This is a genomic window from Chthoniobacterales bacterium, from assembly GCA_035274845.1.
In the GTDB taxonomy this organism is placed as follows: Bacteria; Verrucomicrobiota; Verrucomicrobiia; order Chthoniobacterales; family UBA10450; genus AV80.
Genome location: DATENU010000024.1, coordinates 354,739 through 369,122, shown reverse-complemented (window position 1 = coordinate 369,122; position 14,384 = coordinate 354,739). Strand labels below are relative to the sequence as shown.

Genomic DNA, 14,384 nt, shown 5'->3' with positions numbered 1-14,384 from the left:
CCTTTAACCTGCCGACCTCTGAGCACCGCACATCCTAACCACCAGTCCGGTTCGTTTTTATCTTGGCGGCTGCACCTCTACGGAAGCACAGTTCGCTAAGCCCTATGGCGAATTTTTTTCCACGATGGTCCAACTGGCTGCCGCTTAAGATTTCCATTTGCGGCGTCGTGATCGTTTGCGGCCTGACCGCGGGGACGTGGTACTATATTACGCCAAAATACACGCGGGTCGGCTATCAGCCCGTCCAGCCGGTTCCGTTTCCGCACGACATTCACGTCTCGCAGCTCGGAATGGATTGCCGGTATTGCCACAGCTTCGTGGACGTAGCGGCGCATTCGAACCTGCCGAACACGCAGACCTGCATGGCGTGCCACACGCAGGTGCAGAAGGACAATCCGAAGCTGGAGCCGATCCGGGCGAGCTGGAAGACCGGGCAGCCGGTTGAATGGGTGCAGCTCCATCGCACGCCCGATTACGTTTATTACAATCACGCGGCCCACGTGAATCGCGGGATCAGTTGCGCCAGCTGCCATGGCGAGGTCAATCACATGCCGGTAGTTTATCACGCGAAGCCCCATAGCATGGCGTGGTGTCTCGAATGTCATCGCCACCCGGAGAAGTTTCTCCGTCCGGAAACCCAGATCACTAACCTGGATTGGAAACCGGAATCGGAAAAACCGGCGGACTTTGTGGCCAAGTACGGCCAGCCAAAAGAGGCCAAGGACGATTGGTCGAAGAAAGAAAAGCTGACCCAACAGGAGATTGGCCAGACGTTGAAAGAACGTTGGAACATTCAGCCTCCGCTCAATTGCCAGGGGTGCCACCGATGAAGCGCATTTTCGAGCACCCACCGGAGAAGCTGACCGGGAAGCGTTACTGGCGCAGCCTGGGCGAATTGAGCGACACGCCGGAATTTCGCAGCTGGCTCGAGCGCGAATTTCCCGCCGGCGCCGATCAGCTCAACGGCGATGAATGGTCGCGCCGTGGTTTCTTGAAGTTGATGGGAGCTTCGATGGCGCTGGCCGGTTTCGGCATGACGAGTTGTCGCCGGCCTGAAGCGCACCTGGTTCCGTTCACGAAGAGCGTCGAGTGGGCGATTCCGGGCAAGGCGCTCTATTACGCGACGGCGATGCCTCGGCGCACCGGTGGAATTCCGCTCGTGGTCACGACCCACGATGGCCGGCCAACCAAGATCGACGGCAATCCTCTTCATCCCGCCAGCGGCGGCGCCACGGACGGGTTCGCTCAGGCTTCCGTTCTCGATCTCTACGACCCCGCACGCTCGAAGCGGTTCGCCCAAAAAGGGGAAAAGACCGAAAAGGGCGAAAAGAAGGAAACTTTCGAGACGCGCGACCGGGCCGAATTCGAAAAATACCTGACCCAGCTTCGAACGAAGATCGCCGCGGATGGCGGAGCGGGGCTCGCCTTTCTCGTCGAGGAAGTGCATTCGCCGACGCGCGAGCGTTTGCGCGCCGAGCTGCTCAAGGTCTATCCGAAAATGCGGTGGTGCGTTTACGATCCGGTTCTGACCGAAGCGCAAAGTTTCGCGACCCAGCTCAGCTTCGGCGAAAACGCGCGGCTCGTCCCGCACCTGGAGCGCGCCGATGTGGTGCTCGCGCTCGATAGCGATTTCCTCGATTGCGGCGAAGGCAACCTGGCAGGCATCCGCGCCTTCACGTCACGCCGTCGCGTGGGGACGTCCAAGGACACGATGAACCGGCTCTACGTGGTGGAGAACCGGTTTACGCTCACCGGCGCGATGGCCGATCACCGGATGCGGTGCCCCGCGAGCCAAATTCCCGCATTCACGCGCGCCCTGGCCGGAAAAATTGCGCTCGCCACCAAGGACGCGGGTCTCGCTTCGACGATTGCGACTTTAACGGAGCCGACGAACGCGATGAAGTTCGACGATCAATGGCTCACCGAGTGCGCGAATGATCTCATGGCGAAGCCCGGCGCGAGCCTGGTGCTGGCCGGGCCGCATCAGCCCGTCGTCGTGCAATTGATGGCGTATGCCATTAATTCGGCGCTCAAGAACGTGGGGGCGACCCTGATCGTGCGCGAATTTTTGCGCGCGCCCAAGACGAACAGCATTCTGCAACTGGCCGGCGAAATTAATGGCGGCCGGATCAAACAGCTTTTCATTTTCGGGGGCGACCCGGTTTACAACGCGCCACGCGGGATCACGATCGATCGCGAGACGAAAGCGCCGGTCGATTGGCCCGATCTGCAGAAGAAGGTGCCGGATGTCGTCCGCCTTGGACATTTCGAGGATGCGACCTCGGAGTTGAGCCACTGGCATGTTCCCGCCGCGCACTATCTCGAGGCCTGGGGAGACGCGCTCACGTCGGAGGGCGCCTATCTCGCGATTCAACCGATGATCCTTCCGCTCTATGGAGGAATGTCCGAGATCGAGCTGATGAACGCGATCCTCGGCGGCCCGAAAGTTGAGGGCCCCGAACTCGTTCAGGAAACATTTAGGGCGACCGCCCCCCCGGGCGATTTGGCGACGGCCTGGTCGCAACTACTGCGGGATGGGTTTGCGACGCATATTGTGCTCAAGGATAAGCCGCCCACGTTCAATTCGAATAACGCGGGTGGCGTTGCCCACACGCTTTGGGCCACGGCGGCCAACCCGACGCTGGACGCTCCGGAGATTGTCCTCACCCGAAGCTATGCCATGGACGATGGCCGTTACATCAACAACGGCTGGCTCCAGGAATTGCCCGATCCAATCACTAAGCTGACCTGGGACAATGCCGCGATGATGAGTCCGGTTCTCGCCCAGCATCTTGGCGTCACCACCGGCGATCTCATCAACATCGCCATAACGGAAATGACGAAGGACGCGAACCAAAAGCCGATGCGGCGGGAACTCGTGATCGCGGCTCTCATTTCGCCAGGGCACGCGGACAATTCAATTACCATTCCGCTTGGCTATGGCCGAAAGAAAACCGGTCCAATCGGTGAAGAAGCTGGCTTCAATGCTTATCTCCTGCGGACCAGCTCGAATCCTCACTACATCGCTGTCGACGGGAAGACGATTGAGGCGATATCCGTAACGACCGCGCCGACGCCAAAGGCGAAGCCAACTCCGAAGCCGGGGGACTCAGCCACACCGGACAACACTCCGGACCGTCCGAAGATGCATACCCTGGGGTCGTACGCGCTTTCGATTACGCAGGACCATTGGAGCATCGAAGGCCGCGGCCTCGTCCGCGAGGCGACGCTGGAGCATTACCGCGAAGACAATGAATTCGTGCAGAAGATCGCGGGTGACGAAGAACTGCCGCCCAGGCTTCCCTCACTTTATAGCCATCCACCGCTAAGCGCCGAACAACAATGGGGGATGGCGGTCGACCTCAACGTTTGCACTGGCTGCAGCGCCTGCATCATCGCTTGCCAAAGCGAAAACAACATCCCGATCGTCGGCAAACTCCAGGTTAGCCACGGACGGGCCATGCACTGGCTGCGGCTCGATCGTTATTACGCGAGCGAGAAGCCGTTCAACGAAGACAAGGGCGAGTATCCGGAGAACCCCGAGATCGTCCACGAACCGATGATGTGCCAGCACTGCGAAAATGCGCCGTGCGAAACGGTTTGCCCGGTCAACGCCACCGTCCACAGCGAAGACGGCTTGAACGTCATGGCCTACAACCGCTGCATCGGCACCCGGTATTGCGCCAACAACTGTCCCTTTAAAGTCCGGCGCTTTAACTTTTTCGATTACAACCAACGGCCGATTGGCAAAAAGAAAGTCGGCCCGCTCTCGGTCTACCAGGAATATCTCGGACCTCTGACCGAGAAGGGCGCGCCCGATGCGAGCAAGCTCCAGAAGAATCCGAATGTCACCGTCCGGATGCGCGGGGTCATGGAGAAGTGCACTTATTGCGTGCAGCGAATCGAGGAAGCAAAAATCGCGGCCCACGTCCGGGCGGGCGCTTCGGACAAGCTCCTTATTCCGCGCGACTCGTTCACCAGTGCCTGCGCGCAAGCCTGCCCGACTGAGGCGATCGTTTTCGGCGATGTGAAAGATCCGGAAAGCCGGGTCTCGAAGATGAAAATGCAGGACCGGAATTACCAGCTGCTCAAATATCTGAATGTGAACACCCGGACGAGCTACCTGGCGCGAATCAGGAATCCGAATCCGAAGATGCCGGATGCGAGCCGGATCGCGGTGGCAAGCCTGGGCCACGAAAGCCACGAAAACGGCGCGAAGCCCAAACACGAGACTAACGCGACGCAGCCCGAGGAGAAACCGTGAGGACGGATTTCAGATCTAAGATTGCAGATTGCAGATTGGCGTTCATGCCACGGAGCCAATCTGCAATCTACAATCTGCATTCGGCAATTTAGATATGGACGGCGCAATCACAGCTCCAGATGTAATTGAAGGCGAAGCGTCGGCTTCGGTGGAGAAGCCGTTGCAGCGCGTCCCGCTTGTCTTGCACAAGCGGAACTTCAGCTGGATCACGGAGCGCATTGCCGGTGCGGTCGAAGGCCCGGCGCCCCGCTGGTGGTGGGTTTCTTTCGCGATCACTTCCATGGTCGCAATGTTTGGGTTGTTCTGCCTCGGCTACCAGATTTCGACCGGCGTCGGGACCTGGGGACTGAATCATCCGGTCGGTTGGGCCTGGGACATCACCAACTTCGTTTTCTGGATCGGTATCGGACACGCCGGCACTCTTATTTCAGCCATTCTGTTTTTGCTCCGGCAAAAATGGCGGACCTCCATCAACCGCTCCGCGGAGGCGATGACGCTCTTCGCCGTTATTTGCGCCGCGATTTTCCCCGGCGTCCACGTTGGCCGTGTCTGGATGGCGTGGTTCCTTGCCCCGCTGCCGAACAACTACGGGATCTGGCCGAACTTCCGGAGCCCGCTGCTCTGGGACGTTTTTGCGGTATCGACCTACTTCTCGGTCTCGGTCCTCTTTTGGTACACCGGACTGATTCCTGATCTGGCGACCCTGCGCGATCGCGCGACGACGAAGATCAAGAAGTTGCTTTACGGAATTTTCGCCTTCGGCTGGCGGGGATCGAACCGGAACTGGCGTCATTACGAAATGGCGTACCTGCTTCTGGCCGGCCTTTCCACCCCACTCGTGCTTTCGGTGCACAGCGTCGTTTCCTTCGACTTCGCCACCTCAATTATCCCGACCTGGCATACGACGATTTTCCCGCCCTACTTCGTGGCCGGCGCGATTTTCGGCGGGTTCGCCATGGTGCTGACGCTGATGATTCCGGCCCGCGCGATCTACAAGCTGCACGACATCATCACGCCGCAACACGTCGACAAGATGGCGAAGATCATTTTGCTGACCGGCTCGATCGTGACCTACGCCTACGGCATGGAATTTTTCGTGGCCTGGTACAGCGGCAATCAATACGAAAAGTTCGCGTTCTATAACCGCATCTTCGGCCCTTACTGGTGGTACTGGTGGACCGGCATGCTCTTTTGTAACGCCCTTTCCCCGCAACTCTTTTGGTTCAAAAAATTCCGGGCCAACATCTACGTCGTTTACTTCGTCTGCATGTGCGTGAACGCCGGCATGTGGTTCGAGCGTTTCATCATCATCGTGGGCGGATTACATCGCGACTTCCTTCCCTCGTCCTGGGGAATGTTTTACCCGACCTGGGTCGATATTTGGACGTTCGTCGGGACGTTCGGAATCTTCCTCTCGCTCTTCCTCATTTTCATTCGCTACCTGCCGATGATCGCGATGTCGGAGGTAAAGATCGTCCTGCCTGAGGCCGACCCGCACCATGCGACGGCGGCTGGGCATCATCCCGTCGCAGCCGGCGGAAAGGAGCGCAATTGAGAACGCTCTCTTTCTGTAGCCGCTTCGCTGTGCGAAGCGATGAGGGCCGACGTGATTGGCAGCGCGCCACGCTACGCGTCCCACAGGGACGCGGCTACAGGGCCGGCGGAAAGGAGCGCAACTGATGAGGACGCCGTCCGGAAATAAAGTCTACGGGATGGGCGCGGAATATCCGAGCGCCTCCGCCCTGTATGAGGCGGCGAAACGAGTGCGCGATGCCGGGTTCAAACGCTGGGATGTGCATTCGCCTTTCCCGATTCACGGCATGGACGACGCGATGGGCCTGGGCAAATCATGGCTGAGCGCCGTCGTCCTGGCGGGCGGCATTACCGGATTGCTCACGGCCGTGATCCTGGAGTTTGGGCCTTCCTCGATCATTTATCCGCTGGTGGTTCATGGAAAGCCGGTCGACTGGCGGACCGTTCCCGCGTTTTTCCCAATCATGTTCGAGCTCACCGTTCTCTTCTCAGCGTTCACCGCGTTTTTCGCGATGCTGATCATGAACGGTCTCCCGCGCTGGTACCATCCGGTTTTTAACTGGCAACGATTTTCCCGTGCGACGAACGACGGATTTTTCCTGATCATTGAAGCGCGTGATCCGCGTTTCACCGAGCTCGAGGCGCGCGAACTTTTGGAACAAAGCGGCGGCCAGCACGTCACGATTATCCACGAAGAGTAACCTATGCTGCGCGGCTTCCTTCTCATCTTTCTACTGATCGGCATCGCGATTGTCGCGGTGTTCGGTTTCCGTGGCCAGACGAGTACCGGATCGCCGATCGAGGTTTTCCCGGACATGGTGCGGCAGCCGAAAGTCCGGGCGCAGGCGCCGCTTGGATTCTTTGCTGATGGCCGCGGCGCGCGCCCGCCAGTTCCCGGCACGGTTCCACTCGGCTACGAAATGCCGAAGGCCGGCAGCGAACCCGCGCCGGGCGCCCCGCCTCTCCCGGCTGAGACGAATGCGCAACCAGAGTTCGGGTTCAGCGGCGGCACTGATTATTTCAACACCGGCAAGATGGGGACCAACTGGGGGACCGGTTTTCCCATTACCGTGGACGCAGCCCTGATGGAGCGGGGGAAACAGCGCTTCAATATCAACTGCGCCATTTGCCATGGACCGGCCGCCGCCGGCAACGGAATGACCAAGCAGTATGGCCTGACCACGGTCGTCTCGTTGCAGGATGAGCGAATTCGCAAGATGTCCGACGGCGAGATCTTCAACACGATCACGAACGGCAAAAACACCATGCTGGCTTACGGGCCCAATGTCACCGTGCGCGATCGTTGGGCGATCATCTCGTATCTGCGCGCATTGCAACGCAGCCAGAACGCGACCGAGGCGGATGTGCCGCCGGAACATCGCGCCGAGTTGGACAAGCCGCCGGAAACGAAACCCGAACCAACCGCGGAGGCGGCCAAGAAATGAGCGAACGTTCTGACGTCGTCCCGACTCCGGAAGGGGAATACATTGAGACAAACCGGTTTGCCCCGTTGTCTCTCCTGCTGGCCCTTATGGGAATCGTCGGACTTGGGCTCAGTGTGGTGGGCGCCTTCGTGGCGAAGCACCAGTTCAGTTTTTCCTGGCTCTTTGCCTTTGCCTTTTATTTCACGCTGATCGCCGGCTGTTTCTTTTGGATCATCGTCCATCACGTGACGGACGCCGACTGGTCGGTCGTCGTCCGGCGCCAGTTGGAGAACCTGGCGATGCTCATGCCGCTGATGGTCCTCTTCTTTGTTCCAATCGTGATTTTCCGGCATCACCTCTACGAGTGGATGAACATTCCGCCCGGTCACGATCCGATTCTGGACAGCAAACGCGCCTACTTGAACTGGCATTTCTTTGTCTTCCGCTCGGCATTTTATTTCTTCTTCTTCATTGTCGCGACGCTGCTCTTCCGGCGTTTCTCCATCCGGCAGGACCGCAATGGCAATCCCGGATTTACGTTGGCGATGCGCCGGCTGGCCTTCGTCGCTCTGCCTCTGTTCGGGGTGTCGCTCACCTTTGGCGCCTACGATTGGCTGTTGGGGATCGACTACAAATGGTTCTCCACCATGTGGGGCGTATATATTTTTGCGGGAGCCGCGGGCAGCTCGATGTCGCTCCTGGTCCTGGTGATGGCCGGTTTGCAACGGGCCGGCTATTTGAAGGAAACCGTTACGGTGGAGCATTTCCACATCATGGGTAAGTGGATGCTCTCGTTCACGGTGTTCTGGGCCTACATCGGTTTCAGCCAATACATGCTGATCTGGTACGCCAACATGCCCGAAGAGACGGAATACTTTATCCGGCGAAACACCGAGTCGTGGAATGCGCTCAGTCTCTTCCTCGTGATCGGCCGGTTCTTTGTCCCGTTCGCGATCCTGCTGGTGCGCTCGCCGAAGAAAAGACCACTGCAGCTTTGCCTGATCGCCGGCTGGATCGTCTTCATGCAACTCGTCGATCTCTATATTGTGATCTTGCCGGCTCTCCATGGGGCCGGCCTTCTCGTGAGCATCTGGGACTTCATGCCGCTGCTGGGAATGGGCGCGACGCTTGCCTTTTTCTACCTGCGGATTGCTCGCAGGAGTTCTCTTTTCCCGAACCGCGATCCGCGCCTGCTGGAATCGCTCCACACCGTGAATTGACGTGAGCCAGGAAGAACCAATCCAAAGTCATCAACCGCGTTCCATGTTCTCGACCTGGATCGGGGTGGTGCTGCTCTTCGCCTTTTTCGGGTTGCTGGCGCTGGTGATCGTGCGGGCTTCGCCTCGCGGCGATACCTACGAAGCGAAACGCGCCAAGGTGCGGGCCGAGAAACTGGAAGCGGCGCAGAAGGAAAACATGAACGCCCTGACGACGTATGCCTGGGCTGATAAAGCGAAAGGCGTCGCCAGGATCCCGATTGAGAGAGCGATGGAATTGACCGTGGCGGAGCTGGCCCAAAAGAAGCCCGCGGCTGCGGGGCCAATTGCCGCTCCCGTGACGAGCCCGGCGCCACAGACGGCGACAAGCCCAGCGGCCCCCGCGACCTCGCCGGCGGGAAGCGCGACCCCAGCACCATCCGTAACCGCGTCCCCGGCCGCGACCACGCCGAAGCCCACTTCTGTCTCGGGGCCAAATTCGGAGAGCCACAACCAGCCTGCCGCCGCCATCAAACCGCCGCCTGCGCCGCCCGGTTCCCAGCCGGGACCATCGGCCACTCCTGGCGGTTCTCCTCCTTCCAGCGCCGCCAAGGCGCCAGCGAGCCCGACCGTTTCACCGACCCCAGCCGCACCGGGGACACCGCTGCCGGTCCGCGGCAAGACGCCATGAGCCGAGAATTGAAAATTTCCTGATGAATCCGAGCGAAGTACCACTGAAAGCACCGACCAGCGCGGCTATTCCCACGCCCGATGCCGACGTGACGAATCGCGACGTCGAGCAAGTCGAGCGCGCCTTGATTGATGCGTCGACCCGGCTGCCCGTCCTGTTTTTCTACGGCTCGGCGATTGTCTGGCTCCTCCTGGGCACGATCCTGGCCGGGCTGACTTCCTTCAAGCTCCACGCTCCCGATCTGTTGGCCGATTGCAGCTTTCTCACCTGGGGCCGGATTCGGCCGGCCCACATGAACGTGATGGTTTATGGATGGGCGTCGATGGCCGGCATCGGCACCGCCATCTGGCTGATGGCGCGCCTCTGCCGTTCCACCCTGCGCCATCCGCTGCTGCTCATCGGAGGCGGCGCCTTCTGGAATCTCGGAGTGCTCCTTGGCGTGGGTGGCATTCTCTGGGGAGACAGCACCGGTTATGAATGGCTGGAATTTCCGCCTTACGCCGCTATCGTCCTGTTCGTCGCTTATTCGCTCGTCGTCTCGTGGGCGATGCTGATGTTCCGCTTCCGCCGGGGCGACCACATTTACATTACGCAATGGTATTTGCTCGGCGCGTTTCTCTGGTTCCCGTGGGTGTATGGCGCGACCCAGGTGATGCTTTTCGTGACGCCGGTGCAGGGCGTGATGCAATCCGCCGTGACCTGGTGGTTCGCGAATAATCTTCTCTTTCTCTGGTTCGGCGCCATCGGTCTCGGCACGGCGTATTACATGATCCCGAAAGTGATCGGCCGGCCGGTCTACAGTTACCACCTCGCGGCGATCGGTTTCTGGACCTATGCGTTGTTCGCGAGTTGGACAGGAATGCAGCGCCTGGTCGATGGACCGTTCCCTGCCTGGATGATCACGGCCAGCATCGCCGCGACGATTTTCACCATCATTCCGGTGGCCACCGTGGGGCTTAATCACCACATGACAATGCGGGGATACTTCGGCCTGATGCGCTATAGCCCAACGCTGCGCTTCACGGTCTTCGGCGCGATTTCCTATACCGTGTTCAGTCTGGCGGGTGTCCTGATTTCCCTCCGCTCGGTCGAGCGCTATCTGAACTTTACCCAGGCGAGCGTGGCTTATTCGCACATGGGGTTATACGCGTTTTTCACGATGACCATTTTCGGGTCGATGTATTACATCGTGCCGCGCCTGGTGGGCCGGGAATGGCGCTACGCCAGCCTGATCAAACTGCACTTCTGGGCGTCGGCCTACGGAGTCGGCCTGATGGTCTTGATGCTTTTCGCGGCGGCCATTGCGCAGGGGAGCGCTCTCGACGACGCCTCTCTCTCGTTCACTCAGGGACTGGAATATGTCCCGATGTATTTGCGGGGCCGGAGCCTTTCCGGCCTGCTCTTGACGGTCGCCCATTTCATTTTCGCGTTTCATTTCGGGCTCATGCTCTTTGGCCTGGGGCGGACGGCGAGTGTTCCCACTTTTCTCAATCCGCAGGAAGAGGAGGCGGTTAAGGAACATATATGAAAGGGATAGTACCGCTCTTTCTCGGGATCTTTGGAACGTTCGCCTTTTCGTGGATCGGGCTGACCCTGATTCCGAACTATCAGATTGGTCATCTTGATCCTCAGATGGACGAGGAACAGACCGATATTTATCCCGCGCCGAAGTCCGGCATGGCCGAGCGCGGCCGGCGGATTTATGCGGCTAACGGTTGCGCCTACTGCCACAGCCAGCAGGTGCGCGCCGATTACGCGGCGTCCGACATCGAAAGAAAATGGGGCCTGCGTCGCAGTGCGCCACGCGATTACCTTTTTGATCGGCCGACGATGCTCGGCAAGATGCGATTAGGTCCCGACCTGTCGAACATCGGAAAGCGCGCGCCGGCGGAAGAGCCCGCGGCGTCACCCGCGGCCAGCGCGGGTCCAGCTTCGTCACCTGCCGCCGCCACGTCGCCCGCCGCCAGTAATTCGCCCGCTGCTTCTCCCGCAGCCGCTTCAGCGGCACCGGCCTCGACCAGTGCGGCGCCCCCGTCACCGGCGGCCAGTGCTGCGGCATCGCCCTCAGCGTCGCCCGCGAACGCCGTCGCCGCCGCCAAATCCCCGGCGCCGGCTTCGACGACCGCGACTGCTCCGGCTTCCTCACCGGCGAGTGCGCCGGCCAGCGCGGATACCGCCGCTCCATCAGACGGCGCTCCGCCGCAATATTCCGCCGCCTGGCACCATCTCCACCTTTACAGTCCGCGCAGCGTGAACAGCGATTCCAACATGCCGGCCTATCATTTCCTTTACGAAGAGCGGCGGGTGAGCGGCGAACGATCCGCTGAAGCGTTGAAATTGCCTGCCACCCATTCCCCGTCCGAAGAGTGGGAGATTGTGCCTACCTATGACGCAAAATGTCTGGTCTCTTATTTAATGTCGCTCGATCAATCCCATGAGTTGAAGGAAGCGAAACTAAATTCCGCTCCGGCTTCTTCTTCGCCGGCGCCAGCAAAGGAGGCGAAATGAACGAGAGCTCCTCGTCTCCTGAAAAGCGCACTCGGCAGGGAATGGATTACGGTGAAACCGCGGACGTCCACCAGGTGCACGCCGCGATCCAGCGCGAAAAACGCGAGCCCCGGGTCGGGCTCGAACCGCTCTCGATTTGGTTGATCGCCATCTACGGACTCGCCATCTTTTTTGGCGGCGCGTATCTGGGCCGCTTTTCCGGCAACTTCAGCGGCGACGGGCTCGATCCGCTAACAGGGCCACCGTCATCCAAGAAACTAGGGCCGAACGGTCCCGGTGGTGGCGACAAGCAGGAACTTTCGCAAGCCGATCGCGGGAAGAAGATCTTTTCGGCAAATTGCGCGGTTTGTCATCAACCCAATGGGCTCGGCGCGGCCGGGCAAGGATATCCGCCGCTCGCCGGTTCTGAAATCGTTAATGGCGGGAGCCGGCGCGTCGGCATGATTGTCCTGAAAGGCCTTACGGGCCCGATCACCGTCAAGGGCCAGCAATTCGGCACCGCGGTTATGCAACCGTGGGACAAGACGCTTAGCGATGCCAAGATTGCCGACGTTATCACTTATATTCGTCAGGAGTGGGGAAACAAAGCGAGCGCTGTTTCCGCCGCGCAGATTGCTGCCCTACGCAAGGAACTGGCGAGCCATCCTGATTCTTTTGTCGAAGCCGATCTGCACGCGGTCCCGGACGAAGATCTTCCTGGAGGCGAAGCCCCCGGGGCGAACCCCGCGGCAGCGCAAAGCCCGGCGCCCCCGCCGAAGCCGTAGTTGCTTTTGTTGCAGCAACGGCGCTCTGTCGCCGTATACAGGCATCTCAGCGACCCCCGGCCGCCGATTCATCCTCAACGCGTGATGAAACGAACCGCCGACTTTGACGAACCAAATATGCGCGAAGCGATTGTCATCGGTGGCGGCATCGCGGGCCTTTCCGCGGCCATTTATCTGGGACGCGCGCAACGCGACACCCTCGTAATTGATTCCGGCCATTCCATGGCGAAGTGGGAGCCGGATGTGGAAAATTATCTTGGCTTTCCAAAAGGGGTTGCCGGCGAAGAGCTTTTGCGGAATGGCCGGAGGCAGGCGGAAAAATACGGCGTGCGGTTTGTGCAGGATGAAATCAAGACCGTCTCCGCGAACGAATCGGTCTTCATCCTAAAGGGAAGACGAACATATCGAACCCGACGATTGCTTCTGGCCACGGGTATTTTTCACCGGCCGCCTGATATTCCCGGGGTAAAGCAATGCCTCGGTCACAGCATGTTCTTTTGCAAAGACTGCGATGGCTGCCGCGTCCGCGAAAAGCGGATCGCCATCATCGGCGCGAATAACGAGGCGGTGGAATATGCCCTGGGCATGCTCTGCTATTCCGCCTGCCTGATCGTCGCCACGAACGGAAAAAAAGCAGTTTGGGACAAACAGCATGCGCGCTGGCTGGCCGAATATGAAATCCCTGTGGTCCGGAAACGGATCTGCGACGTGGACCACCGGAAACGGAAAATCCGAGCACTCGTCTTTGCCGGAGGCGAGAGAGTGAAGATCGATTACATCTTCACCACCCGGGGCGATATTTTTCATAATCAATTGGCGAAAAAGCTCGGCGCGAAGATTGACCGGGACGGGCAGGTCCAAGTCGATCAATGCATGCGCACGAATGTGCCCCGGCTTTATGCCGCGGGCTGCGTGACCCCGGCGAACTGCCAGATGATTATCGCGGCTGGCCAGGGCGCCGCGGCGGCCCAGGCTATCAATCGCGATTCCTTCGAGGAAAGTCTGGCGACCCACTCGCTCCGGCGTTTCCGCGCCGCGCAGCTGGACGAGGAGAAGACCATCCCGGAAGTTGTAAACCCAAAGCGGAAAGGCAGGAAAAAATAATGGGATTCGAACAATATCATGAACCGGCTGGCGAACTCTCGCAGGAAACCAGGACATTCGCGCGCATGATCGTTTCGTTAGGCGAAGAGGCCGAGGCGATCAACTGGTACGAACAGCGTATTTCGGTCGAAAAAGACAAGAGCGCGAAGGCGATCATGCAGAACGCGCAGAAAGAGGAATTCAAACATTTCTCGATGGACCTCGAATGGCTGTTGCGGGCGAAGCCGGAGTGGCGTGAGATAGCCCAGGGCGTGCTTTTCCAAAAAGGCGACATCGTCGAGCACGGCGAAGAAGCCGAGGAAAAAGCCGACTAAAGTTTCGCGGCGATTAGTTTACCTATCGCTTTCAGGCCGGCTTCATCCTCGGCATCGAAACGGTCGAGGTCCGGGCTATCGACATCGAGAACCCCGAGCAAGTGCGAGTCATCGCTCGTCAACGGGATTACGATTTCCGATTTTGAGGCGGTGTCGCACGCGATGTGGCCGGGAAACTCATTCACGTCCGCGACGCGGATCGTGGTTCGCTTTTCCGCGGCGGTGCCCACAACCCCGCGGCCGAAAGCGATCCGGACGCAGGCCGGCCGCCCCTGAAACGGTCCCAGCACCAGCTCGCCCCCCTTCAACAAATAGAAACCGGCCCAATTAAGCCGGGGCACTGAATTGAAAATCAGGGACGCGCAGTTCGCCATGTTCGCGACTCGGTCAGTTTCGCCTTCGATCAGGCCGCTGATTTGGGCTGCGAGCTCGCGATAGAGCTCAGCCTTGCTTAGGGCGCTGAGATCGGACGTTGCGAACACGCGTGGAACTTAGGCCAGGGAGCGGCGGTTGGAAACCGCCGGCTTGCAGGTCGGCGGTTTCAAACCGCCGCTCCTTGAGGCTTCCCATGCTTCCGGAGCTGGAA

At 59.7% G+C, this 14,384-nt stretch carries 13 protein-coding genes; 12 read left to right on the top strand and 1 reads right to left on the bottom strand.

Annotated elements, in window-relative coordinates:
* Positions 1-104 precede the first annotated feature (104 nt).
* The 12 genes from VJU77_19565 (at position 105) to VJU77_19510 (ending at position 13,798) form a co-directional block, all read left to right on the top strand.
* On the top strand, positions 105-830 hold the full coding sequence (locus VJU77_19565; protein ID HKP05558.1) for a cytochrome c3 family protein: 726 nt from the start codon (positions 105-107) through the stop codon (positions 828-830).
* Positions 827-4,264 (top strand): TAT-variant-translocated molybdopterin oxidoreductase, encoded by a 3,438-nt coding sequence (locus VJU77_19560; protein HKP05557.1) that lies wholly within the window; start codon positions 827-829, stop codon positions 4,262-4,264. The genes VJU77_19565 and VJU77_19560 overlap by 4 nt, the downstream gene beginning before the upstream one ends.
* 94 nt (positions 4,265-4,358) lie before the next feature.
* Positions 4,359-5,819, top strand: coding sequence for an NrfD/PsrC family molybdoenzyme membrane anchor subunit (nrfD, locus tag VJU77_19555; protein HKP05556.1), 1,461 nt, complete (start codon positions 4,359-4,361; stop codon positions 5,817-5,819).
* A gap of 124 nt (positions 5,820-5,943) precedes the next feature.
* Positions 5,944-6,498: a DUF3341 domain-containing protein gene (locus VJU77_19550; protein HKP05555.1), complete on the top strand. Its 555-nt coding sequence runs from the start codon at positions 5,944-5,946 to the stop codon at positions 6,496-6,498.
* Positions 6,499-6,501: 3 nt separating this feature from the next.
* Positions 6,502-7,242 carry a cytochrome c gene (locus VJU77_19545; protein HKP05554.1) on the top strand — a complete coding sequence of 247 codons (741 nt, stop codon included), beginning with the start codon at positions 6,502-6,504 and terminating at the stop codon, positions 7,240-7,242.
* A complete protein-coding gene (locus VJU77_19540) occupies positions 7,239-8,441 on the top strand; it encodes a hypothetical protein (protein ID HKP05553.1) in 1,203 nt (400 codons plus the stop codon). Before VJU77_19545 ends, VJU77_19540 begins: the two co-directional genes overlap by 4 nt.
* A gap of 43 nt (positions 8,442-8,484) precedes the next feature.
* Positions 8,485-9,108: a hypothetical protein gene (locus VJU77_19535; GenBank protein ID HKP05552.1), complete on the top strand. Its 624-nt coding sequence runs from the start codon at positions 8,485-8,487 to the stop codon at positions 9,106-9,108.
* A 22-nt stretch (positions 9,109-9,130) separates the two neighbouring features.
* Positions 9,131-10,636 carry a cbb3-type cytochrome c oxidase subunit I gene (locus tag VJU77_19530; GenBank protein ID HKP05551.1) on the top strand — a complete coding sequence of 502 codons (1,506 nt, stop codon included), beginning with the start codon at positions 9,131-9,133 and terminating at the stop codon, positions 10,634-10,636.
* Positions 10,633-11,616, top strand: coding sequence for a cbb3-type cytochrome c oxidase subunit II (locus tag VJU77_19525; GenBank protein HKP05550.1), 984 nt, complete (start codon positions 10,633-10,635; stop codon positions 11,614-11,616). The genes VJU77_19530 and VJU77_19525 overlap by 4 nt, the downstream gene beginning before the upstream one ends.
* Positions 11,613-12,380 (top strand): cytochrome c, encoded by a 768-nt coding sequence (locus tag VJU77_19520; GenBank protein ID HKP05549.1) that lies wholly within the window; start codon positions 11,613-11,615, stop codon positions 12,378-12,380. The genes VJU77_19525 and VJU77_19520 overlap by 4 nt, the downstream gene beginning before the upstream one ends.
* Before the next feature lie 84 nt (positions 12,381-12,464).
* Positions 12,465-13,484 (top strand): NAD(P)/FAD-dependent oxidoreductase, encoded by a 1,020-nt coding sequence (locus VJU77_19515; GenBank protein HKP05548.1) that lies wholly within the window; start codon positions 12,465-12,467, stop codon positions 13,482-13,484.
* Positions 13,484-13,798 carry a hypothetical protein gene (locus tag VJU77_19510; GenBank protein HKP05547.1) on the top strand — a complete coding sequence of 105 codons (315 nt, stop codon included), beginning with the start codon at positions 13,484-13,486 and terminating at the stop codon, positions 13,796-13,798. Before VJU77_19515 ends, VJU77_19510 begins: the two co-directional genes overlap by 1 nt.
* Here VJU77_19510 and VJU77_19505 read toward each other — a convergent pair.
* Positions 13,795-14,280, bottom strand: coding sequence for a GAF domain-containing protein (locus VJU77_19505; GenBank protein HKP05546.1), 486 nt, complete (start codon positions 14,278-14,280; stop codon positions 13,795-13,797). The two genes, VJU77_19510 and VJU77_19505, sit on opposite strands and share 4 nt — an antisense overlap.
* Positions 14,281-14,384 lie beyond the last annotated feature (104 nt).